The sequence below is a fragment of the Halopseudomonas yangmingensis genome, from assembly GCF_900114825.1.
Taxonomy (GTDB): Bacteria; Pseudomonadota; Gammaproteobacteria; order Pseudomonadales; family Pseudomonadaceae; genus Halopseudomonas; species Halopseudomonas yangmingensis.
This window is the reverse complement of the sequence record NZ_FOUI01000002.1, coordinates 1-23,628: the sequence shown is the minus strand read 5'-3', so window position 1 is coordinate 23,628 and position 23,628 is coordinate 1. Positions and strand designations below refer to the sequence as shown.

Genomic DNA, 23,628 nt, shown 5'->3' with positions numbered 1-23,628 from the left:
AAAACCGCTGTTGCAGTGGGGTTTTATCGCGCTTTGCACGGGCTTTGTCAGTCTGCAGAATTGCCTGTTGCAGTCTTGCGTTGCTGCATCCCTTTGCGTAGAATCCTCCGCCTTGAAAACCGATTGACAGCATCCCTGTTTTGACAATGGCAAGGTCGCACCCGATGGGCGGGTACACTTGCAGCCATGCCGGCCAATAACCACCATACCTAAGTGCCGGGTGAGCAGGATTACGGAGAAAGCAACATGTACGCAGTGATTGTTACCGGCGGCAAGCAATACAAGGTCGCTGAAGGCGAATACCTGAAGGTCGAGAAGCTGGATGCCGAAACCGGCGCCACCATCGAGTTCGACCGTGTTCTGCTGGTTGGCAACGGTGATGACGTAAAGATCGGTGCACCGGTCGTGGAAGGCGCCAAGGTGACTGCTGAAATCAGCGCCCATGGCCGTGGCGACAAGATCCGGATCATCAAGTTCCGTCGCCGCAAGCACCACATGAAGCGTCAGGGCCACCGTCAGTGGTTCACCGAAATCAAGATTACCGGCATCTCTGCCTAAGCCGATTCAGGAGTAGATATCCATGGCACACAAAAAAGCAGGCGGTTCCACGCGTAACGGCCGCGATTCAGAATCCAAACGACTTGGCGTCAAAATGTTTGGCGGCCAGGCTGCTGCTGCCGGCAACATCATTGTTCGCCAGCGCGGCACCGAGTTCCACCCCGGCAAAAACGTCGGCATGGGCAAGGATCACACCCTGTTCGCCAAGGCTGACGGCGTGGTTAAGTTTGAAGTGAAGGGCAAGTTCGGTCGTCGCTACGTCAACATCGTAGCTGCCTGATCCGCCCCGATCGAAAAAAGCCCTGTCTTGCGACGGGGCTTTTTTGTTTGTAGCCTGCCCGCAAGGGTGCAGGCCTTCTTCCATAAACCCATCCCGTCAGGGAGGGGAGAGCAATGAAATTTGTTGATGAGGTATCCATCACGGTCAAGGCCGGTGATGGCGGCAACGGATGCATGAGCTTCCGTCGCGAAAAGTTCATTCCCAAGGGCGGTCCCGATGGCGGTGACGGCGGCGATGGCGGCTCGATCTGGCTGGAAGCCGATGCCAACCTGAACACCCTGGTGGATTATCGCTATACCCGGCGTTTCAACGCCCAGCGTGGCGAAAACGGCCGCAGCAAGGACTGCACCGGTGCCAAGGGTGAGGACATGACCCTGCGCGTTCCGGTCGGTACTACAGTGATTGACGCGGGCACCCAGGAAGTCATTGGTGATCTGACCGAGGCAGGCCAGCGTCTGCGGGTTGCCCAGGGCGGCTGGCACGGGCTGGGTAACACCCGCTTCAAGTCCAGCGTCAACCGCGCGCCACGGCAGACGACCCAGGGTAGCCTGGGAGAGCTGCGAGACCTCAAGCTGGAGCTCAAGGTGTTGGCCGATGTGGGCCTGCTGGGCCTGCCGAATGCCGGCAAGAGCACGCTGATCCGCGCGGTATCAGCCGCCAAGCCGAAGGTGGCCGACTATCCCTTTACCACCATGGTGCCAAACCTGGGGGTGGTGGATGTCGGGCGCATGCGCAGCTTTGTTATCGCCGACATTCCTGGCGTGATCGAAGGCGCTGCCGAGGGCGCCGGTCTTGGTACCCGCTTCCTCAAGCACCTGTCGCGCACCCGGTTGCTGTTGCACCTGGTAGACATGGCGCCGCTGGATCAGGGCGACCCGGTCGAGGCGGTGGAAACCATTGTCCATGAACTGGGCAAGTTCAGCCCGGCACTGACCCTGCGCGAGCGCTGGCTGGTACTGAACAAGTGCGACCAGCTGCTGGAGGATGAGCAGCAGGCGGTGCTGGATGACGTGGTCGAGCGGTTGGAGTGGGAAGGGCCGGTATTCGTGATTTCTGCGGCCGAACGTCAGGGCACTGACGAGCTGGCACAGGCGGTGATGAACTGGCTGGACGAGCGGGATCTGCGTATGGTCGAGGACGAGGAATACGCCGCCGAAGTGGCAGCCCTCGACAAGGCCATTGAAGAGGAAGCTCGCGCCCACATCCAGGCCCTCGACGACCGCCGCGCCCTGCGCAAGCAGGGGCTGCTGCAGGACGACGAGGAAGAGGATGACCAGGATGATGGCGACGACGAGGATGGTCCGGAGATCATTTACGTTCGTTGATTGGTGACTGACAGAGGTGCCTGATGATCGATACCCGTGAGCTGCTGGATTACTGTGACCGTTTGCTGGATTCGGCAGCCTTTGCCGACTACTGCCCGAACGGCCTGCAGGTACAGGGCGGTGAGCGGGTTCGGCGCATTGTCAGCGGGGTGACCGCCAGTCAGGCACTGGTCGATGCAGCGATTGCCGCGCAAGCCGACCTGCTGCTGGTGCACCACGGCTACTTCTGGAAAGGCGAGTCGTCGCCACTCACCGGCATCAAGCAGCGGCGCATCAAGGCGTTGCTGCAGCATGACATCAATCTCGTCGCCTACCACCTGCCGCTGGATGTGCATGCCGAGCTGGGCAATAACGTGCAGCTGGCACAACTGATGGACTGGCAGATTGAGGGTGGGCTGGAGCCGGACAACCCGCGCTCGGTTGGACTTCAGGGACGGCTGTCAGCACCGCTGAGCGGCGAGCAGTTGGCCGCACAGCTTGCCCAGCGTCTGCAGCGCACACCCCTGCATATTCCTGGCAACGATCGACCGATCCGGCGCATCGCCTGGTGCACCGGCGCTGCCCAGGGCTATATCGACAGGGCCATCGCGCTGGGGGTAGACGCTTACATCACCGGGGAGGTTTCCGAGCCTACCGTGCACCTGGCCCGTGAGCACGGCATCCACTTCTTCGCCGCCGGCCACCACGCCACCGAACGCTACGGCGTCAAGGCACTGGGCGAGCACCTGGCGCAGCAGTTCGGCATCGAACACCGCTTTATCGATATTGATAATCCGGTTTGAGTGGCAGTCAGGCGCAATAATTCGGGGTGCGATCAGCGGCCCCGGCCTCCGCCGTTTCCATATATTCATATGCCATAAGGTTCTATCTTTCCGTCTTATTATAAGCAACTGCCTTTGCTACAATGCCGCGAGCCGACTTTCCGGGCCCCTGTGTCCGCCTACTTCAGTGAGATCGTCATGCTGGAAAAACTGACCCACCTCAAGCAGCTGGAAGCCGAGAGCATCCACATCATTCGTGAAGTGGCTGCCGAGTTCCAGAACCCGGTGATGCTGTATTCGATCGGCAAGGATTCCGCCGTGATGCTGCATCTGGCGCGCAAGGCCTTCTATCCCGGCAAGCTGCCGTTCCCGGTGCTGCATGTGGATACCGGCTGGAAGTTCCAGGAAATGTACAAGTTCCGCGCGAAGATGGTCGAGGAAATGGACCTTGACCTGCTGGTGCACCAGAACCCCGAAGGGCTGGCGCAGAACGTCAATCCGTTTACCCACGGCAGCGCGGTGCACACCGACGTAATGAAGACCCAGGGCCTGAAGCAGGCGCTGGACAAGTACGGTTTCGATGCCGCCTTTGGTGGCGCACGCCGCGACGAAGAGAAGTCCCGTGCCAAGGAGCGCGTCTACTCGTTCCGCGACAAGCACCACCGCTGGGACCCGAAGAACCAGCGCCCGGAACTGTGGAATATCTACAACGGCAAGGTGCACAAGGGCGAGAGCATCCGTGTGTTCCCGCTGTCGAACTGGACCGAGCTGGACATCTGGCAATACATCTATCTGGAAAGCATTCCGATCGTACCGCTGTACTACGCCGCCGAGCGCGAGGTGGTCGAACTCAATGGTGCTCTGGTGATGATCGATGACGAGCGCATCCTGCAATACCTGACGCCGGAACAGAAGGCCAGCATCCAGAAGAAGATGGTGCGTTTCCGTACCCTGGGCTGCTACCCGCTGACCGGTGCCGTCGAATCCAGCGCCGACACCCTGCCGGAGATCATTCAGGAAATGCTGCTGGCCAAGACCTCCGAGCGTCAGGGCCGGGTGATCGACCACGACTCCGCCGGGTCGATGGAAGAAAAGAAACGTCAAGGCTACTTCTAAGCGCGGCATGCGGCCGGAGAGAATTACATGAGTCACCAATCTGAACTGATCAGCGAAGACATTCTCGCTTACCTCGCCCAGCACGAACGCAAGGAGCTGCTGCGTTTTCTTACCTGCGGCAACGTTGACGATGGCAAGAGCACGCTGATCGGGCGTTTGCTGCACGACTCCAAGATGATCTACGAGGATCATATGGAGGCGATTACCAAGGATTCGAAGAAGGTCGGCACCACCGGTGAAGAGGTGGATCTGGCGTTGCTGGTGGATGGCCTGCAGGCCGAGCGCGAACAGGGCATCACCATTGATGTGGCCTACCGCTATTTCTCCACCACCAAGCGCAAGTTCATCATTGCCGACACCCCCGGCCATGAGCAGTACACCCGCAACATGGCCACCGGCGCCTCGACCTGTGATCTGGCGATTATTCTGATCGACGCGCGCTATGGCGTGCAGACCCAGACCAGGCGTCACAGCTTTATCGCCTCACTGCTGGGTATCAAGCATATCGTGGTTGCGGTCAACAAGATGGACCTGAAGGACTTCGATCAGGGCGTATTCGAGCAGATTTGCGCCGACTATCGGGAGTTCGCCAAGGGGCTTGAGCTGCTTGACGGTAACAGTGTGCAGTTCGTGCCGATGTCGGCGCTGAAGGGCGACAACGTGGTCAACCGCAGCGAGCGCAGCCCCTGGTATACCGGCCAGACCCTGATGGAGATTCTGGAAAGCGTCGAGATCGCCGCTGACCGCAATCTCACCGATCTGCGCTTTCCGGTACAGCTGGTCAGCCGACCGAACCTGAACTTCCGCGGTTTTGCCGGCACCATCGCCTCTGGCGTGGTGCACAAGGGCGATGAGCTGGTGGCGCTGCCTTCGGGCAAGAGCAGCCGGGTCAAATCCATTGTCACCTACGACGGCGAGCTGGAGAGTGCCGGCCCCGGTCAGGCAGTCACCCTGACCCTGGAAGACGAGATCGACATTTCCCGTGGCGATCTGCTGACCCATGTGGACAACCGTGCCGTGCTGGGTGACCAGTTCGAGGCGACTCTGGTGTGGATGGCCGAGCAGCCGATGCAGCCGGGCCGCAAGTACGATATCAAGCGGGCCACCAGCTACAGTCCGGGCTCCTTTACCCGTATCGTGCACCGGATCGACGTCAACACCCTGGAACAGCAGAGTGCCGGTGAGCTGGCACTGAACGAGATTGCCCGGGTCGAGCTGTCGCTGGAGCGGCCGATTGCCTTTGATGACTACCAGAGCAACCGGACCACCGGCGCCTTTATCGTCATCGACCGCATGACCAATGGCACCGTGGGTGCCGGGATGATCGTCGCCAAGGGCCTGATCGGCCAGAACACCGGCAGCAAGCACGGCACCTCGGCCCATGTGACCGCCGCCGAGCGTGCCGAACGCTTTGGCCAGCAGCCTGTGACCGTGCTGTTTACCGGTCTGTCCGGCAGTGGCAAGAGCACCCTGGCCTATGCGGTTGAACGCAAGCTGTTTGATACCGGCCGTGCCTGCTATGTACTGGACGGCAAGGTGCTGCGTCAGGACCTGTCCAAGGGGCTGAGTCAGGACGCTGCCGGGCGTGCCGAGAATCTGCACAAGGGTGCGCGTATTGCCCGGCAGATGAATGAGGCGGGTCTGATTGCGCTGGGTGCCTTTGTCGCGCCGACCGAGGAAAGCCGTGCGGTTGCCCGGCATATTCTCGGCAACCGTTGCCTGCTGGTGCACCTGGATGCACCGCTGTCGGTATGTCAGGCCCGCGATCCGTCCGGGCTGTATGCGGCGAATGTGGAGGGCACGGTTCCCGGGGTGTCCTACCCCTATGAAGCGCCGACCGATGCTGATCTGCTGCTGAATACCGCTGAGCAGGATCTGGACAGCTGCGTCAGTCAGGTGATTGAGCTGCTGCGCCAGCGTTCGCTGATCTGAGCCCTTGCCCCGGCCTGTGCTTGCACGGGCCGGGGCGCTGCGGAATACCCCGATGAAGCCGGCCGATATCGACTTTATGCGTGAAGCCATTGCCGAAGCCCGCAAGGGCGCAGCGCTCGGCGAGGTGCCGGTGGGTGCTGTGCTGGTGCGCGATGGTCAGGTGATCGGTCGCGGATTCAATCAGCCAATCAGCAGTCATGATCCCAGCGCCCATGCTGAAATGGTCGCCCTGCGTGCGGCCGCCGCCGCTGATGCCAATTACCGTCTGCCGGATACCACGCTGTATGTGACCCTGGAGCCCTGCACCATGTGTGCCGGGCTGCTGGTGCACAGCCGTATTCGCCGCCTGGTGTATGGTGCCAGTGAGCCGCGTGCCGGTGCCGTGGTCAGCCGTGCCCAGGTATTGGCGCAGCCCTGGATGAATCACCGGGTAGAGGTCGATGGCGGGGTGCTGGCGGAGGAGTGCAGCGACCTGCTGAAAACCTTCTTCCGCGATCGCCGGGGGTGAGGGGCCAACACACACCAGCGCATGGCTTCGCCATGCTGGCCGACTAAAGTCGGCGGTCCCAGAGGACCGTGCACACCGGCAGCCCAGTGGTTTTTCGGCACGCCGAATTCGTTCTTTGGGATCGCCGAATTCATTCGGCAAAGCAGCCCAGAGGCTGCCGGGTTGGTTCTTTGGGACCGCCGAATTCATTCGGCAAAGCAGCCCAGAGGGCTGCCGAGTTGGTTCTTTGGGACCGCCGAATTCATTCGGCAAAGCAGCCCAGAGGGCTGCCGAGTTGGTTCTTTGGGACCGCCGAATTCATTCGGCATAGCAGCCCGCAGGGCTGCCGGGGTTCAGCGCTCCGGCTACCCCCCCCCCCCAGCGCATGGCTTCGCCATGCTGGCCGACTAAAGTCGGCGGTCCCAGAGGACCGTGCACACCGGCAGCCCAGCGCTAACCGCTTTGGCTTTTTGGGACCGCCGAATTCATTCGGCATAGCAGCCCAGAGGGCTGCCGGGGTTTAAGGGCGCTGAGGGTGTTACCAGATACTTTCGGCGGCCAGCCCATGACTCAGATAAAACCCCAGCCATTCACCCAGAAAACGGTTCTGTTGGAGCTTTTCGTCGGGTTGCAGCATCTGTCGGTTGGGATAGGGGTAACTGCCTTCATATTGCCGGCGACCGGCTGCCGGAACCACTTCGGCCATACCGGCGTCGTGGTACAGGCACACCTCCATCGGTAAGGTACAGAACCAGTGGGACTGCTCCGACTGCAGCCGAACCCGCGTGGTGTAGGGGCATCGCTCAAGCACTTCGAGCACTAATCGGCTGCGCTGACCAGACTGTTCGGCATCAACAACCCGGCTGACCCCGGGCGCGGCAGGCAGCAGGCGCAACAGGCGCCAGTAATTGGCCTCGCAGCTGGCCTGCAGGCCCCTCAGGTCAATCTGATGGCGTGGCCGTTTCATTGCCCGACACCGGCAGCCTGACGCAGTCGCTCAGCATGCAGCGCCAGCCATTGCAGGCTGATGATGCTGGCGGCATTGTCGATACGCCCCTGCTCCAGCGCCGCCAATGCCTCATCCAGCGGCCAGACACTGACACGGATATCTTCACCTTCTTCCTGCAGCCCATGGATGCCACCAACCCCCTGGCTGTCGACCAGTGCACAGTACAGGTGGACCCGTTCGTTGCTGCCACCGGGGGAGGGGAAATAGCGGGTAATCGGGATCAGCTCGCGCAGCTGCAGGCCAGCCTCTTCCTCGGCTTCACGATGCGCCACTTCATCCGGTTGCTCGTCGGTGTCGATCAGGCCGGCGACCAGTTCGATCATCCAGGGGTTATCACACTTGTCGATGGCACCGATACGCATCTGCTCCAGCAACACCACGCTGTTGCGAACCGGGTCATAGGGTAGTACGCAGACAGCGTCATGCCGGACAAACAACTCCCGCCGCAACTCCGGCCCCCAGCCTCCGGCAAACAGCCGATGGCGCAGGCGCAACACATCCAGCCGATAAAAGCCCTGAAAGGCAGTATCGCGCTGGATGATCTCGACATCGGCGGTGGTGAAGGTCACGGCAACTTCCTTTCTCAAGCGGCAAGCTACAAGCTACAAGCAAGGCAGGGGGTGGGGCAAGCGACAGTCACTCTTGCAATCCGCATGGATTGCTTCAGCCCTGTGGGCTTCGCAATGACGGAGGGGGTGGGGCCCGTGGCCCGCCAGCGCGGGCCACCGGTGCCTTACACCTTCTGGTACAGCTGCGACCCGGCCTGACGGAACTCGGCGGACTTGGCTTTCATGCCCTCCTCGACCGCTAGGTCAACCGCCTCGATGCGCTGTTCAGCGGCATACTCACGGACTTCCTGGGTGATCTTCATCGAGCAGAACTTCGGCCCGCACATCGAGCAGAAGTGCGCGACCTTGGCCGATTCCTTGGGCAGGGTTTCGTCATGGAAGGCGCGGGCGGTGTCCGGGTCGAGACCGAGGTTGAACTGGTCTTCCCAGCGGAATTCGAAACGCGCCTTGGACAGCGCATTGTCACGGATCTGCGCACCCGGGTGGCCCTTGGCAAGGTCCGCTGCGTGGGCAGCGATCTTGTAGGTGATGATACCGGTCTTCACATCATCGCGATTCGGCAGCCCCAGGTGCTCCTTGGGCGTCACGTAACAGAGCATGGCGCAGCCGAACCAGCCGATCATCGCCGCGCCGATGCCGCTGGTGATGTGGTCATAGCCTGGGGCGATGTCGGTGGTCAGCGGGCCGAGGGTATAGAACGGCGCCTCGTCACAGCATTCCAGCTGCTTGTCCATGTTCTCCTTGATCAGCTGCATCGGCACATGGCCGGGGCCCTCGATCATCACCTGTACGTCGTGCTTCCAGGCGATCTTGGTCAGTTCGCCAAGGGTTTCCAGCTCGCCGAACTGGGCTTCGTCGTTGGCATCGGCAATCGAGCCGGGGCGCAGGCCGTCACCCAGCGAGAAAGACACGTCGTAGGCCTTCATGATCTCGCAGATGTCGTCAAAATGCGTGTAGAGGAAATTCTCTTTGTGGTGCGCCAGGCACCACTTGGCCATGATCGAGCCGCCCCGCGAGACGATGCCGGTGACCCGCTTGGCGGTCATCGGCACATAACGCAGCAGCACACCAGCGTGAATGGTGAAGTAATCAACGCCTTGCTCGGCCTGTTCGATCAGGGTGTCGCGGAAGATCTCCCAGGTCAGGTTCTCGGCAATCCCGTCGACCTTTTCCAGCGCCTGATAGATAGGTACGGTGCCGATCGGTACCGGCGAGTTGCGAATGATCCACTCGCGGGTTTCGTGAATGTTCTTGCCGGTGGACAGGTCCATGACGGTATCCGAGCCCCAGCGGATGCCCCAGGTCATCTTCTCGACCTCTTCCTCGATCGAGGAGCCGAGCGCCGAGTTGCCGATATTGCCGTTGATCTTCACCAGGAAGTTGCGGCCGATGATCATCGGCTCCAGCTCGGTGTGGTTGATGTTGGCCGGGATGATCGCCCGGCCACGGGCGATTTCCTCGCGCACGAACTCGGGGGTAATCTCCTTGGGGATGCTGGCACCGAAGCTGTGACCGGCGTGCTGTGCAGCCAGCAGACCGGCCTCGCGGGCTTCCTGCAGCTTCATGTTCTCGCGAATGGCGACGTATTCCATTTCCGGGGTAATGATGCCCTGACGTGCATAGTGCATCTGCGTCACGTTGCGCCCGGCCTTGGCCCGGCGCGGGGTGCGTACATGGGCAAAACGCAGCGGGTCCAGTGAAGGATCATCCAGACGCGCACGACCGAACTCGGAGCTCAGGCCCGGCAGGATGTCGGTATCGCCACGCTCGTCAATCCAGGCACTGCGCACATCGGCCAGACCGGCACGCAGGTCGATCTGCACCGTCGGATCGGTATAGGGGCCGGAGGTGTCATAGACCAGCACCGGGGCATTCTGCTCGCCGCCAAAGTCGGTCGGGGTATCGGCCAGGCTGATCTCACGCATCGGCACGCGGATATCCGGACGCGAGCCGGTCAGATAGATCTTGCGTGAATTGGGGAAGGCTTTGGTGGCGGCGCTGTCGGCACCGGAGGTGGCGATGGCGGTATCAGGCAACTTGCTGGTCATTGTTATGCTCCACTGCATGGCAACTAGGCAGGGAACCGAAGCGGCGGGGTCACTGCGCAGGGCAGCCGCGCAGCAGACACGCATCTCGATTCCTACGCCGGTACTAACCGGTTCAGGTTCAACGGGTGTAATCTCAGCCGACTTTCACGGCACCCCGTCAAGATGAAGTGGCAGCATAGCCCAGCCCGCATGCCTCGACCAGCCCGACCAATGCCCGCCGGTCGGCGCATTGTTATACTGCGCGTTTCCCGTGCCGCAGACCCTGCCATGTCAAATGCCCCGATCCAGCTTGCCGAACTGCCCCTGCAGCGTTACCCAGCGACCCAGGAGCCAACCCTGCTGGCCTTTGATGCTGCCGACCAGTACCTGCTGACGCGGCTGGCCGAGGAGCAACCCGCCGCCACGCCGCTGCTGGTGATCAATGACAACTTTGGCAGCCTGGCCACCGCCCTGGCATTGCAAGGCCGGCAGGTGCATAGCTGGGGTGATTCCTGGATGGCCTGGCAGGCGCTGCAGCACAACCTGCAGGCCAATGGGCTGGCGGCAGAGGCGGTGCAGTTCTTCAACAGCCAGCAGATACCCGACCAGCACTACGCCCAGGTGCTGCTGCGTATCCCCAAGAGCCTGAGCCTGCTGCAGGACCAATTGCAGCGATTGCGTCCGCAGTTGCAGGACCATGCCCTGCTGCTGGCCGGCAGCATGCTCAAGCACCTGCCACCAACTGCCGGTGATCTGCTGGCGGCGCAGATCGGGCCCTATCAGGCCTCACTGGCCTGGAAAAAGGCCCGCCTGCTGCAATGCCGGCGCGATCCGGCGCTGCAACCGGCCGCAAAGCCGCTGGACAGCCGCTACCCGCTGGAAGGCACGCCACTGACCCTGCACAACCACCCCGGCGTGTTCTCGCGGGAGCGCTTGGATATCGGCACCCGTGTGTTGCTGCCGTGCATTACAGCGGACCTTGGAGAGGCTCGGGTGGTCGATCTGGGCTGCGGCAATGGCGCCCTCGGGCTGATGGCCGCCTGGCGCAACCCGCAGGCGCGGCTGACCTTTATTGACGAATCCTGGGCCGCGGTGGCTTCGGCGCGGCAGAACTTTCAAGCAGCCTTCCCCGACCGGACAGCCGAGTTTATCGTTAGCGACGGCCTTAGCGAGGCAACCGCCGCCAGTTGCGACCTTATTCTGTGCAATCCGCCGTTCCACCAGCAACAGGTGGTTGGCGACCGCATCGCCCGCCGCCTGTTCCGCCAGAGCCAGCGGGCGCTGGTGCCGGGGGGACGCCTGCTGGTGGTCGGCAATCGGCATCTGGGCTATCACCTGACGCTGCAGAAAATCTTTCGTCAGGTGCGCCAGTTGGCGGCGAACCCCAAGTTTGTCGTGCTTGAGGCCGGCAACTCATAGCGCAACTGCTGGGAACGCCGACTTCAGTCGGCCAGCACGGCGCAGCCGTGCGCTGGGGTTGTTTGATGCCGCGCTGAGTCCCAACCCCGGCAGCCCTTCGGGCTGCTTTGCCGAATGAATTCGGCGTGCCCAAAGAGCCAAACCGGCAGCCTTGTGGGCTGCTTTGCCGACTCAAGTCGGCGGTCCCAAAAAGCAAACCACCGTGTCTGCGTGGGGCTGGCTGGCGGCACGGCCCTCTGGGAGCGCCGACTTCAGTCGGCCAGCACGGCGCAGCCGTGCGCTGGGTTTGTACAAAAAAATCACTGCAATGTGACATCGTTACTGGATTGTAACGGAAGCAATTGTCATTATTGCGGCATTGCCAGAATATGGAGCCGTCTGGATGTCCGGCGCACCCTTGAGTCAGTATGAACCACTGACGCTGATACAACTCACCGATAGCCATCTGTATTCCACACCGGGCGCTGACCTGCTTGGCATGGATACCTGCGCCAGTCTGCGTGCCGTGGTGGGGCTGGTGCGTGAGCAACAGCCCCAGGTAGACCGCATTCTGGCGACTGGTGACATAGCCCAGGATGCCACAGAGCAGGCCTATGCCCGTTTTCTGCAGGAAGTTGCCGTGCTCGGAGCGCCCTGCCGCTGGCTGGCAGGCAACCATGACGATGCCCGCCTGATGCAGCGCCTGCCTGATGCCGGGGCGTTATGGCCGGCCTGGGAAGATCTGGGTAACTGGCGGCTGGTGCTGCTGGATACCAGTATCCCGGGCGCAGTACCGGGGTTGTTGCAGCAGGATCAGCTGGAGCGACTGGAGCAGGCGCTGGCGACTGCCGGCGAGCGCCATGTGCTGGTCATGCTGCACCACCATCCGGTGGTGATTGGCAGTGACTGGATGGAGCCGATCGGCCTGTTGAACCGCGATGATTTCTGGACACGCATAGACGCCAGCAACCAGGTGCGTGCCGTGCTCTGGGGGCATGTGCATCAGGAGCACGACAGCCTGCGCGGTAATGTCCGCCTGCTGGCCAGTCCGTCAACCTGTGTGCAGTTTGCCGCCCACAGTCACGACTTCGCCACCGACACCCTGTCCCCCGGCTACCGCTGGCTGCGCCTGTACCCGGATGGCCGTATCGAAACCGCAGTCGAACGACTGCCGGAAGGGCTGTTTATTGCTGATCCTGATGCCACCGGGTATTGATTGCTCAACAACGGTGGTGCGTCTCAAAAACCGGCAAATTGCAGATAGCTGCGGGTAATCACATCACCCCAGAGCAGGGCCACCCAGCCGGCAATGGCTATGTAGGGGCCGAAGGGCAGGGGGGTGCTGTTGGATTGGCCGCGGGCCTTGAGGATGATGATGCCGAGTATCGCGCCCACCAGTGACGACAGCAGAATGGTCAGCGGCAATACCTGCCAGCCGCCCCAGGCACCTATCATCGCCAGCAGTTTGAAGTCGCCGTGGCCCATGCCTTCCTTGCCGGTCAGCAGCTTGAATGCCCAGTACACCGACCACAGGCTCAGATAGCCGAAGGCTGCGCCCCATACTGCCGAGGACAAATCAGTAAACAGCGCCTGTGCGTTCAGCAGCAGCCCCAGCCACAGCATCGGCAGCACCAGCACGTCCGGCAGCAACTGGGTGTCGGCATCGATCAGGCTGAGGCTGATCAGCGTCCAGGTCAGCAGCAGCATCGCCAGTAGTGGCCAGCCCAGCCCCAGTTGCCAGGCCACCAGCATACTCAGGGCCGCTGTCAGCGCCTCGACCAGCGGGTAGCGCAGGCTGATCCGCTCGCGGCAGTTGCCGCAACGGCCACCGAGCAGCACATAACTGAGCAGCGGAATGTTCTGCCAGGCCTTGATCTTGCTGTTGCAGTGCGGGCAGTGCGAATGCGGCAGTACCAGGTTGTAGGTGTCCTGCGCCGGTTGTTCCTGCTCCGGGTACAGGAACTCCAGCGCCTGCTGTCGCCAGTCGCGCTCCAGCATGCGCGGCAGGCGGTGCACCAGCACATTCAGAAAGCTGCCGACCACCAAGCCCAGTAGCCCGCACAGGGTAACCAGCAGCAGATTGTACGTATCCAGATATGCCAGAATTTCCATGGATCAGACGACTGAACCCAGCTGGAAGATCGGCAGGTACATGGCGATAATAAGGCCGCCTACCAGTACACCCAGTACGGCCATGATCATTGGCTCCATCAGGGTGGTCAGGTTATCGACCTTGTTGTCCACCTCAGCCTCATAATAATCAGCAACCTTGCCCAGCATGTCGTCCAGCGAGCCGGACTCCTCACCAATGCCGGTCATCTGGATGGCCAGTGCCGGGAAGATATTGGTGGTACGCATGGAGAAGTTCAGCTGCGAGCCAGCCGAGACATCTTCTTTGACCTTCATGGTGGCATTGTAGAACACCACATTGCCGGCAGCTCCGGCCACTGAGTCCAGCGCATCCACCAGAGGTACACCGGCAGCAAAGGTAGTTGCTAATGTGCGTGCAAAACGCGCCACAGCCGCTTCATAAATGATTTGGCCGATGATAGGAAACTTCAACAGAGCTCGGTCCTGGGCATCACGAAAAGGTTTGGATCGCAAATGTATTTGCTTGTACGCAATACCCACAATTATCAATCCGATCAAGATGATGAACCACCAAGACTGAAGCCAATGAGATATTGCAATTACCAACATCGTAAAGGCCGGCAGGTCAGCACCAAAGCCTGCAAACACGCTCTCAAATTGCGGAACGACCTTGAGTAGCAAAATGGCAGTTACGATTACTGCTACAACTACAACCGCAATGGGGTAGGTCAGAGCTTTCTTGATTTTTTTCTTCAGTGCTTCTGTCTTTTCTTTGTAGGTGGCAATCCTGTCAAGTAGAGATTCAAGTCGACCGGATTGCTCGCCGGATTCGACCAGACTGCAGAACAGGTCGTCAAAGTACTTGGGGTGCTTACGCAGGGATTCTGCCAGAGTATTACCAGCGCCTACGTCAGTCTTGATTTCGTTGACCAAGCGCTTGAGGTTACCGTTCTCGGTGCCTTCGGCAATGATGTCAAAGGCCTGGATGATGGGTACCCCGGCAGCCATCATGGTAGCCAGTTGGCGGGTAAAGAAGGCAATGTCCAGTGGTTTGATCGGCTTGCTTTTACTGAACAGGGTCGACTGGCGCGCCACCTTGGTGACGTTGACGCCCTGCTTGCGCAACTGGGCCTTGACCAGTGCGGCGTCGGTGCTTTCGATAACGCCTCCGCACTTGGCACCCTTGCGGTCCTTGCCTTCCCACTTGAAGGGAACGGTCTTTACCTGCTTGACCTTGCGCGGCGCAGCCGGCTTGCGTTTGGCAGCGGTTTGTTGGGCCATGACTTAATCCTTGGTCACTCGGTTGACTTCAGCCAGACTGGTCATTCCCTGCTTAACCTTGAGCAGGGCCGACAGGCGCAAGGTGCGGAACCCTTCGCTTTCGGCCACTGCACCAATCTGCAGGGAATTGCCGTCCTCCATGATAATGCGCTGCATCGCCGGGGTGATCTTCACCACCTCATAGATGCCCACCCGCCCCTTGTAGCCGTCCTTGCACTGGTCACAGCCAACCGGGCCATAGATATTCAGGCCGGCGTCCAGGTCGGCCTCAGTAAAGCCCTCGGCCAGCAAGGTCTCGCGGGGTACATCCATCGGCTGCTTGCACTGCTTGCACAGGCGCCGGGCCAGGCGCTGGGCAATGATCAGGTTGACCGATGTGGCGATATTGAATGAGGGTACACCCATATTACGCAAACGGGTAAGGGTTTCCGCGGCGCTGTTGGTGTGCAGGGTCGACAATACCATGTGCCCGGTCTGCGCCGCCTTGATGGCAATTTCGGCGGTTTCCAGGTCGCGGATCTCGCCGACCATGATGATATCCGGGTCCTGGCGCAGGAAGGCGCGCAGCGCCTGGGCAAAGTCCAGCCCCTGCTTGGGGTTGACGTTAACCTGGTTGATGCCCTCCAGGTTGATCTCTACCGGGTCTTCGGCGGTGGAAATATTGCGCTCATGGGTATTGAGGATATTCAGGCCGGTATACAGCGATACCGTCTTGCCGGAGCCGGTAGGGCCGGTTACCAGAATCATGCCCTGGGGTTTGGCCAGGGCATCCAGGTACATTTTTTTCTGGTCGTCCTCGTAACCCAGGGCGTCGATGCCCATCTTGGCGCTGTCGGCATCCAGAATCCGCAGCACCACCTTCTCGCCCCAGAGGGTGGGCAGGGTGTTAACGCGAAAGTCGATGGCCTTGTTCTTGGAAATCTTCATCTTGATACGGCCATCCTGCGGCTTGCGCCGTTCGGCCATATCCATTGCCGACATTACCTTGAGGCGCGCGGCAATCCGTACGCCTAACTGGACCGGCGGCTTGGCTACCTCGTGCAGCACGCCATCGGTGCGAAAGCGCACGCGGTAGAGTTTTTCATAGGGCTCGAAGTGCAAGTCGGAGGAGCCCATCTTGATGGCATCCAGCAGCATCTTGTTGACGAAGCGCACAATGGGGGCGTCGTCCGCGCCATCACCTTCGGCCTCCTTGGGGCCGGATTCGTCCTCGGCCTGAATATCCAGATCATCCAGGCTGGCATCGCCAACATCCCCCAGTCCGCCAGAGGGGCCGTCAAGAAATCGGTCTATGGTGACGGCCAGCTTGTCCTCATCGACTATCACGGCATCGACAATCAGGCCGGTATTGAACTGGATATCGCTGAGGGCCTGCTGGTTGGTCGGGTCGCTAAAGCCGATATACAGACGGCTGCCGCGCTTGAACAGCGGCAGCACATTGTGTTTGCGGATCAGCTTTTCGCTGACCAGGTCGCGCTCTGGCTGGGCCTCGCGGTCCAGAATGCCAATGTCCATATAGGGGTAGCCGAATTCCTCGGCACAGAGCATGGCCAGGTCACGGGCATTGGTCAGCTTGTGCTGCACCAGATAGGTAATCAGCGGAATCTTGTCCTGACTGGCCTGCTGGCTGGCCTTGAGCGCTGTTGGCTGATCCAGCAATTGCGCTGCAACCAGTCGCTGGGCCAGTCCGGAAAGGGCAGGGGTATCCATGGGTTATGCGCGCTTGCTCATCAGTGTTATAGGTTTATTGTGCCGACTATAGTACATGCACGGTATTGTGGTCACCCCGCCGGCGCAAAAACCCTTGTACCTGCTTCGGATCAGGCAGCTGTCTTCATTATTGTCCAGCACTGTCTTTTTTGTAATCATCCACGGCAAACATGAACATCAGCAAGGACTGCCATGCCCACTACAGCCAGCGCCAATCAGGATTCGGAGCGCATGCAAATAATGCCGCCTTTGCTAAAGAATCTGGCCTCCAGGCTGGAAGCGGGCGCAGCACATGTCGGCATTTTCGGCTTGGGCTACGTCGGTCTGCCACTGGCCCTGCGCTTTGCCGAAACAGGAATAAAGGTTACCGGCTTTGACATCGATGCCAACAAGACCGAACTGCTGAACAGCGGCAACAGCTATATAGAGCGCATCACACCTGCTGAAATCCAGGCAGCACTTAAGGCCGGCTTTATGGCCACGACAGATTTTTCTCTGACAGTAGGGCTGGACGCACAGATTATCTGTGTTCCCACACCGCTGGACGCACACCACCAACCTGACCTGAGCTACGTCATCAATACGGTGGAAGCGATACTGCCGTATTTTCGCGAAGGCCAGTTGCTCAGCCTGGAAAGCACAACCTGGCCGGGTACCACTGAGGAAATTATTGAACCGCGTTTGCGCAGCAGGGGATTTGTTCCGGGCCATAACTGTGCACTGGTCTATTCGCCGGAACGCGAAGACCCTGGCAACCCGCACTACACAACCGCAGACATTCCCAAGGTCATCGGTGGTACCACGTCAGTTTGTCTGGAACTGGGGCAGGCTCTCTATGGCAAGGCGATCAATACCACGGTGCCGGTCAGCAGCACCCGGGTAGCCGAAATGAGCAAGTTGCTGGAGAACATCCACCGGGCAGTGAATATCGGCCTGGTCAATGAAATGAAAATTGTTGCCGATCGCATGGGAATCAACATCCATGAGGTGATTCAGGCGGCAGCAACCAAACCCTTTGGCTTTGTGCCCTATACCCCCGGTCCAGGACTGGGCGGGCATTGTATTCCTATCGACCCGTTCTATCTGACATGGAAGGCCAAGGAATACGGTATCAATACCCGCTTTATCGAACTGGCCGGCGAGATCAACCACTATATGCCGCACTGGGTGGTGCAAAAGGTGGCAGATGCCTTGAATGAGCAGGGCAAGGCTGTCAAAGGCAGCCGGATTCTGGTGCTGGGGCTGGCTTACAAAAAGAATATCGACGATACCCGGGAGTCGCCAGCGGTGGAGATTATGTCATTGCTCGAGCAGAAGGGCGCGGAAGTAGCTTACTCGGACCCGCATGTGCCTGAATTCCCAAGAAAGCGCGACTATCACTTTGACCTTGCGTCAGTGCCGTTAAGTGAGGAAAGCATCAGGCATTTTGACTGTCTGGTGATAGCAACTGATCATGATGCGTTTGATTATGAAATGCTGCACAGCCATGCACGGCTGCTGGTCGACACTCGAGGACGTTTTACAGGCGGCAATAATGTGGTGCTGGCATGAATAACGCAAAGCCCAGGCGAATACTGCTGATTACCCGTAATTTGCCGCCACTGGTTGGGGGAATGGAACGCCTTAACTGGCACATGGCGGATGAACTGGCCAAATATTCTGAAGTAAGGGTTATAGGCCCCAGGGGGGCAAAAGCAATCAAGCCTGAAAAGGTCGCGCTGACAGAGGCGCCACTCAGGCCGCTACCATTGTTCCTGCTGGTTTCCATGCTCAAGGCGCTTTGGCTGGCCCTGTCATGGCGCCCCGATGTAGTTCTTGCTGGTAGCGGCCTTACCGCACCGCTGGCCTGGCTCAGCGCAAGGCTCTGTGGTGCCAAAGCGGTGGTATATTTGCATGGCTTTGACATAACAGTGCGTAGCAAACTCTACCAGAACCTGTGGGTGCCGTTTTTCAAGCGAATGGATAGGGTAATAGTCAATAGCACACCCACCAAGGGGCTGACTTTTGTAGCGGGTGTACCTGAACGCAAGATTGCGATTGTCTATCCTGGCGTCAGCTTGCCTGAAGCACCCCAGCCTGCGGAAAGTATCAATGCATTCAAAGAACAGCACGGTCTGACCGGCAAGAAGATCCTGCTGTCCGTTGGCCGCCTGACGACCCGCAAGGGGCTCAGAGAGTTTGTGGAAAAATCCCTGCCAGCCATAGTTCAGGCAGAGCCCAATGCGATTTTGCTGGTTGTTGGCGATGCACCCAAGGACTCTCTCGGGGCCGGGATTCAGACTGTCGAAAGCATTCAGCAACAGGCAGAAAAATCCGGTGTTGCAAATAACATCAGGTTTTTGGGCGTGATTACCGACCAAACACTGCTGGCGACAGTCTATGAAGCCGCTGATGTGCATGTATTCCCAGTGCGCCATATTCCAGATGATCCGGAAGGGTTTGGGATGGTTGCCATAGAGGCTGCGGCACATGGGTTGCCGACAGTTGCATTTGCTACAGGCGGTGTTGTAGATGCAGTTAGCTGTGGAGTGTCGGGTTATTTGGTGAGCAAAAAAAATTACACACAACTTGGTCAGTGCGTTTTGAGGTTAATCAGAGAGCCTGAAGAAAAAATAAAAATACAAGGCTTTGCAAATAGATTTGCTTGGGACGAGTTTGGGAAAGGCGTGGTGGCTGAAATGATTTAGTTTATAGTTAAATTAAATTAAATTAAATTCTTAATTATTGATTCAATATCTCGAATGAGCTCATTCCATTGCATGGGCTTGATATTTGGAAGCTGAGGATATTCTAGTTGTAAGTTTATAGTTTTCGCTAAGATTTTATGATCGCCGGGGGCGAAAAGTATAGCTGGATTCATATGTAGTGCATCTTCAATAGCTCCTACTTTGGCAGCCACCACTGGCAAACCACAGGCAATCATCTCGAAGAGCTTTTGCGGAAAACAATAGCGGCCAAATGCGGAATCATGTCCGGGAACAATTCCAACATCAAGTGCTCGGAATAGCTGAACAATCTCGTTCTCCAGAATTTCTCCAAGATAAATGACACGTTCCCCAGTTGGTAGTGGAAGCTTAGGGTCAGTTTTTCCTGCAAGTACGAGATAAGTATTTTCAGTGGTTTCTTGGAGTTCATGCCAAGCATCGTAGACAGTATCCAGGCCTTTCATCCGGGACAGATTGCCAGCGGTGCCAATCAATCTGCCCTGGAGTGGCAGCCTTAATGAAATACGTGCCTCCAGACGATCCCCTATAGAGAAACTGCCTGCATCAATGCCATTATTCATAACGAGAACTGAGCCGGTTGGTGAATAATCCCTCATGATCTTTGTTTTTAAAGTTGAGCTGACTACGATAATCGCGTTCGCTGCTTTAATGCTGGCCCTTAATGAGCGCTTGAACCATGGAATGCGAGCTTGTCCGAAGCTTTCGTAGTTGTCGTATAAATCAACAATGTAGTAAGCGCCAAGGCAATTTGATAGGTGTCGAGAAAGCCAAAGGCAAGGTATGTCAGATGAGCCTATTATTAGCGTGGCTTGCATGCTTTTTATTGTTCTATAGTTTGCTGTGAATTCAAAATTAAGGATATTCCGAATTGGCACAATTATCCATTTTACCGAGCCAGAACCAAACTGTTCTGTGAAGCCTTCCTGATGGTTTTTGTTACGATAGTCAAGACAGAGCACCAGTATATCGTGCCCTAAGCGTGCAAGCTGAGTAGGGATTTCGTATAAGCGACCAAAACGGTGCCTGATGACGTCTTTGCCGGTATAGTAGCGCTTGCAGACGAAGATGATATTCAAGTTATTTCCTTGTCAGCTGGTCAATCAAATCCAGGTATTGTGTCACAGCACCATCTACGCTGAACTCAGCGGCCCGTGCCATTAGCTCTGCTTCCGCAGCTAAAGGGGAGTGCAGGGCTTCTTGCATGGCTGCTGCCAATTCTACAGCATTGTCTACTGGGACAAGTCTTCCATATCGCCCGCCTTCCAGTATCTCAGCTGGTCCATCTGGACAGTCTGTAGCAACTATCTGTGTGCCGCAGCCCATTGCCTCGACCAGAACCAGCCCAAAGCCCTCAGAGTCTGAACACAAAACCAGTATGTCAGCCTGACGAATCCATGGCAGCGGGTTGTCACTATGGCCAATAAACTGGCAGGACGCTCCCAAACAAAGCTCTTTTGCAAGCTTCTCTGCCATCCCGCGCTCCGGGCCTTCACCGACAATCAGTAACTTTATTGGTGTCTTTTTAATGCAAAGTGAAAACGCTTGAAGCAGGAGGTCAAGCCGTTTGACCCGTGCCAGTCGACCTACAAAAATAACAACAGGAGTTTCACTGGGCTCCCACGGCCAGTTGATCTCTTCTTTGCTTCGAGTATCAAAATACTGATCAATAACCGGATTATATATAACCCTGATAGACAAGTTTGGATCGAGCGTGCGCCTCATATCATCGGCAACTGATCTGGTGACAGCTACTACACTGTCTGCATGTCGGACCAGGTAACGCATCATTACTTTCTCAAAAAATAGACGTATTCTTCTTGTTGTGTTTGCGCTACGAAGTGGGCCAGAAATTGACAGGTGCTGTGTCCATATTATTTTGCTGTCTTTCCAGAGCAGGCGGCGTAATAGTAAGACAAGGCAGCCAATATCGTTGGCACTGGTGATTATTACATTCGGTCGAACCTTGTGGAGCCAGCGTAACAGTCTGTATACGAAGCAAAATCGCCCACCACCGAGCTCACGTACTGGCACCTCTGGCCTGAAAAGAGAGCATGCCTCAATCTCCACTGCCCGCGCCACCACTTCGATATTTATCCCTGTATTTGCAAACCCTGCGGCAATGTGTGTCTGCACACGCTCAAGCCCTCCTGCCGCAAAACGGGACAGGAGAAAACATACGCTGGGATTATTCACCTCAGGCTCCTTGAGCCTTACAGAACACATTCTGAAAGTCTGCCAAAGCATTCAAGTTCAATGGACTCAAGCGACCTTTCTTGCCAATGCTAAAGAACTCATAGCCGAACCCACGGAGATAGTCGAAGAGCTCGTTCACCTCCCAGCCAGCCTGATGAGCAGAGAATTCCTGAATCTCAACAATCAGCATAGGCCGGAATTTTTGTAGCACATTCATGGCGCCCTGCAGACAGGCTAACTCTCCACCTTCAACGTCAATTTTTATCAAGTCTATCCGTGAAAAATCATGCAATTCAGCTACTTTATCCAATGTGTTAACTTCAACATATTCTATTGGTTGCTGCTGAGATTTTTCTCCATACAAGCTAGCCAACCCTTGATTCTCATCAGCTACATATTGGCCGCATGACGGATAAATTGGCATCCTGCCAGTCTCCGTACCCAATGCTTCTTTTTTTACAATTACCTGCGTCAGATTATTGGTTATAACGTGCTCGGAGAGGCGTTCTGCAATCACGCTTACTGGCTCAAAGGCTATAACCTTGCCTTCAGGCCCTACCCGCCGGGCAGCTACCATGGTAATTTCACCGATATTGGCGCCAATATCTATAATTACCATCCCAGGCCAAAGACTCTTTTTCAGCAGATTAACAATATCGGTACTGTAGTAGCCCATCCAGAAAATTCGTCGCTGCATGTGCTCTGCAAGATTCAGCCGCATATGAAGTGATCCATCAAAATCGTCTATAGTTACTTCTTTATTGATCAGTCTGAATGTACGCCGAAGGATAGACTTGAAGATGTTTATTCGACCATCAAAGGACGTGAATATACCAAGGCGCCTCAAGCTTCTGAAAAAAAATGAACCCAAAGAATAATTCATCAGTTTTTGACCTTTTTTTTCAATACGTAAATATTGCAGGATCCGCCAATTATTCTTGATAGTAAACGCCTGTGTTTCATGCCTAGATGTAATCCAAGCCCATTGGCCATGGTGTAGAAAATACTATTTGAGTCAATTTTTATAATTTCAAAGCCGGCATCTTTAAATTTCTTTGACCAGAAATGGCGTGAGTAATAGTAGATCTCGGTCACTGTATTGCCACGCTCACCATGTCTCATGGGGATCAGTGTCCAAAACCATGCTCGTGTGGAATCCGGCATACGCGGTACATCTTCCTTGGCAGCAAGTGAGCTTCTGGTCGCCAATAGCTTTTGTATTGCTCGTCGGATGAGCCAGACATAGTGTGCCAGCAGTGTCCATGCCCTGCATGATGACGTTGGCACCAGATGAATGCATACGCCATTGTGTGACAGCACTCGATATGTTTCATTGAGTACTTGATCCAGTTCAACAATATGTTCGAGAACATTCGAACTGAATATGACATCCTGTGATTGATCGGGAAATGGAATATGCACACCATCATATTCAACTATGTCAAAGCAGCGTACTTCTCGATAACTGCTACCCTGGACCTCCAGAGCTGAAACCTTGTAACCGAGGGCAGATAATCTTGATGCTTGTACTCCGGTCCCGGCTCCCAATTCCAGAAGTTGACATGGCTCACCTTGAATCAGGCTGTTTGGAAAGTATTGTCTGGCAACATCCAGCTCATAGGTGCGCACGGTATCCAGAAATGCCAGATGCGCCTGACGGGGAGGGGGGTTATTGGTCATTGTTCCCGACTCCTTCGTCAGGGTTAAGCGAATAGGGTGAGATAATGCCTATTAATAGTACCGCACTAAGCGCCAGTAGCCATTCGACACAAATGACCGCAATAGCCAATCCAATACTACCGTGCGATTGAACAAAGATTAGGGAAACGCTGATCAAATCAGATTTGCGCATCACCCGCGCCGATCAACTGAGTTTTTGATGCAACCAGCCTGTTCTTGGCGACAATGCCCCAAAAATCGCCTTCAATTCCGGCCATTTTGGCCTGTTTTCACCCCATTACAGGGGTTCAAGACGCAATAACCCCATCAGTCGTTGCATAACACCGCTTTGCCAATACCAGATTGGCCAGCGCAAACAGACTGAACAGCTGGGCCTGATTCTTCTCCATGCCCCGGTAGCGTACCTTGCGGTGGCCAAACAGATTCTTGATCACATGGAACGGGTGTTCCACCTTGGCGCGGATGCTCGCCTTGCAGTGCTCAAT

The 23,628-nt window shown here is 57.2% G+C and carries 22 protein-coding genes and 1 riboswitch; of the genes, 11 read left to right on the top strand and 11 right to left on the bottom strand.

Going from position 1 to position 23,628, the window contains the following annotated elements:
* Positions 1-246 precede the first annotated feature (246 nt).
* From rplU to tadA, 7 genes are all read left to right on the top strand, one after another.
* Positions 247-558: a 50S ribosomal protein L21 gene (gene rplU / locus BMZ23_RS02365; RefSeq protein WP_093472216.1), complete on the top strand. Its 312-nt coding sequence runs from the start codon at positions 247-249 to the stop codon at positions 556-558.
* Between the two features lie 22 nt (positions 559-580).
* The gene (gene rpmA, locus BMZ23_RS02360; RefSeq protein ID WP_093472213.1) at positions 581-838 is read left to right on the top strand and encodes a 50S ribosomal protein L27; all 258 of its coding nucleotides are present in this window, start codon (positions 581-583) and stop codon (positions 836-838) included.
* 113 nt (positions 839-951) lie between these two features.
* Positions 952-2,163, top strand: coding sequence for an Obg family GTPase CgtA (cgtA, locus tag BMZ23_RS02355; protein WP_093472210.1), 1,212 nt, complete (start codon positions 952-954; stop codon positions 2,161-2,163).
* Between the two features lie 20 nt (positions 2,164-2,183).
* Entirely contained in the window at positions 2,184-2,945 is a 762-nt protein-coding gene (locus BMZ23_RS02350; protein WP_281242298.1) for a Nif3-like dinuclear metal center hexameric protein, read from the top strand.
* A 177-nt stretch (positions 2,946-3,122) separates the two neighbouring features.
* Complete coding sequence (gene cysD / locus BMZ23_RS02345; protein WP_093472205.1) at positions 3,123-4,040, top strand: sulfate adenylyltransferase subunit CysD; 918 nt, start codon at positions 3,123-3,125, stop codon at positions 4,038-4,040.
* Positions 4,041-4,067: 27 nt separating this feature from the next.
* Complete coding sequence (gene cysN, locus BMZ23_RS02340; protein WP_093472202.1) at positions 4,068-5,972, top strand: sulfate adenylyltransferase subunit CysN; 1,905 nt, start codon at positions 4,068-4,070, stop codon at positions 5,970-5,972.
* Positions 5,973-6,024: 52 nt separating this feature from the next.
* Positions 6,025-6,480 carry a tRNA adenosine(34) deaminase TadA gene (gene tadA / locus BMZ23_RS02335; RefSeq protein WP_093472200.1) on the top strand — a complete coding sequence of 152 codons (456 nt, stop codon included), beginning with the start codon at positions 6,025-6,027 and terminating at the stop codon, positions 6,478-6,480.
* Between the two features lie 517 nt (positions 6,481-6,997).
* Here the strand turns inward: tadA and BMZ23_RS02330 are convergent.
* The 3 genes from BMZ23_RS02330 to thiC form a co-directional block, all read right to left on the bottom strand.
* Positions 6,998-7,426, bottom strand: coding sequence for a DUF1249 domain-containing protein (locus tag BMZ23_RS02330; RefSeq protein WP_093472197.1), 429 nt, complete (start codon positions 7,424-7,426; stop codon positions 6,998-7,000).
* Entirely contained in the window at positions 7,423-8,037 is a 615-nt protein-coding gene (locus BMZ23_RS02325; protein ID WP_093472194.1) for an NUDIX domain-containing protein, read from the bottom strand. Before BMZ23_RS02325 ends, BMZ23_RS02330 begins: the two co-directional genes overlap by 4 nt.
* Before the next feature lie 164 nt (positions 8,038-8,201).
* Positions 8,202-10,085, bottom strand: coding sequence for a phosphomethylpyrimidine synthase ThiC (gene thiC, locus BMZ23_RS02320; protein ID WP_093472192.1), 1,884 nt, complete (start codon positions 10,083-10,085; stop codon positions 8,202-8,204).
* A gap of 72 nt (positions 10,086-10,157) precedes the next feature.
* Positions 10,158-10,252, bottom strand: a riboswitch (TPP riboswitch).
* Between the two features lie 100 nt (positions 10,253-10,352).
* On the opposite strand from thiC, the gene BMZ23_RS02315 reads away from it, so the two are divergent.
* Both BMZ23_RS02315 and cpdA read left to right on the top strand, forming a co-directional pair.
* Entirely contained in the window at positions 10,353-11,483 is a 1,131-nt protein-coding gene (locus BMZ23_RS02315; RefSeq protein ID WP_093472189.1) for a methyltransferase, read from the top strand.
* A gap of 382 nt (positions 11,484-11,865) precedes the next feature.
* A complete protein-coding gene (cpdA, locus tag BMZ23_RS02310; RefSeq protein ID WP_093472186.1) occupies positions 11,866-12,678 on the top strand; it encodes a 3',5'-cyclic-AMP phosphodiesterase in 813 nt (270 codons plus the stop codon).
* A 23-nt stretch (positions 12,679-12,701) separates the two neighbouring features.
* Here cpdA and BMZ23_RS02305 read toward each other — a convergent pair whose 3' ends face one another.
* The 3 genes from BMZ23_RS02305 to pilB are packed head-to-tail and all read right to left on the bottom strand — an operon-like array spanning position 12,702 to position 16,544.
* Positions 12,702-13,574 (bottom strand): prepilin peptidase, encoded by an 873-nt coding sequence (locus BMZ23_RS02305; protein WP_093472183.1) that lies wholly within the window; start codon positions 13,572-13,574, stop codon positions 12,702-12,704.
* 3 nt (positions 13,575-13,577) lie between these two features.
* Positions 13,578-14,834, bottom strand: a complete 1,257-nt coding sequence (locus BMZ23_RS02300; RefSeq protein WP_093472180.1) for a type II secretion system F family protein — start codon at positions 14,832-14,834, stop codon at positions 13,578-13,580.
* Between the two features lie 3 nt (positions 14,835-14,837).
* Positions 14,838-16,544 (bottom strand): type IV-A pilus assembly ATPase PilB, encoded by a 1,707-nt coding sequence (pilB, locus tag BMZ23_RS02295; RefSeq protein ID WP_093472177.1) that lies wholly within the window; start codon positions 16,542-16,544, stop codon positions 14,838-14,840.
* A 240-nt stretch (positions 16,545-16,784) separates the two neighbouring features.
* Here pilB and BMZ23_RS02290 point away from each other — a divergent pair, with 240 nt between their 5' ends.
* Together BMZ23_RS02290 and BMZ23_RS02285 are read left to right on the top strand one after the other, a co-directional pair.
* On the top strand, positions 16,785-18,095 hold the full coding sequence (locus tag BMZ23_RS02290; protein ID WP_093473093.1) for a nucleotide sugar dehydrogenase: 1,311 nt from the start codon (positions 16,785-16,787) through the stop codon (positions 18,093-18,095).
* Complete coding sequence (locus BMZ23_RS02285; protein WP_093472174.1) at positions 18,092-19,231, top strand: glycosyltransferase family 4 protein; 1,140 nt, start codon at positions 18,092-18,094, stop codon at positions 19,229-19,231. The genes BMZ23_RS02290 and BMZ23_RS02285 overlap by 4 nt, the downstream gene beginning before the upstream one ends.
* A gap of 17 nt (positions 19,232-19,248) precedes the next feature.
* Here BMZ23_RS02285 and BMZ23_RS02280 read toward each other — a convergent pair whose 3' ends face one another.
* The 5 genes from BMZ23_RS02280 to BMZ23_RS02260 all read right to left on the bottom strand — a co-directional run.
* Positions 19,249-20,346, bottom strand: coding sequence for a glycosyltransferase family 4 protein (locus tag BMZ23_RS02280; protein ID WP_093472171.1), 1,098 nt, complete (start codon positions 20,344-20,346; stop codon positions 19,249-19,251).
* A 1-nt stretch (position 20,347) separates the two neighbouring features.
* A complete protein-coding gene (locus BMZ23_RS02275; protein ID WP_177197202.1) occupies positions 20,348-21,463 on the bottom strand; it encodes a glycosyltransferase in 1,116 nt (371 codons plus the stop codon).
* Position 21,464: 1 nt separating this feature from the next.
* Positions 21,465-22,184, bottom strand: coding sequence for an FkbM family methyltransferase (locus BMZ23_RS02270; protein ID WP_177197201.1), 720 nt, complete (start codon positions 22,182-22,184; stop codon positions 21,465-21,467).
* A gap of 161 nt (positions 22,185-22,345) precedes the next feature.
* Positions 22,346-23,143 (bottom strand): class I SAM-dependent methyltransferase, encoded by a 798-nt coding sequence (locus BMZ23_RS02265; RefSeq protein ID WP_093472164.1) that lies wholly within the window; start codon positions 23,141-23,143, stop codon positions 22,346-22,348.
* Positions 23,144-23,430: 287 nt separating this feature from the next.
* Positions 23,431-23,628 (bottom strand): transposase (locus tag BMZ23_RS02260; RefSeq protein WP_143069551.1); only part of this gene is annotated, 198 nt, incomplete at its 5' end.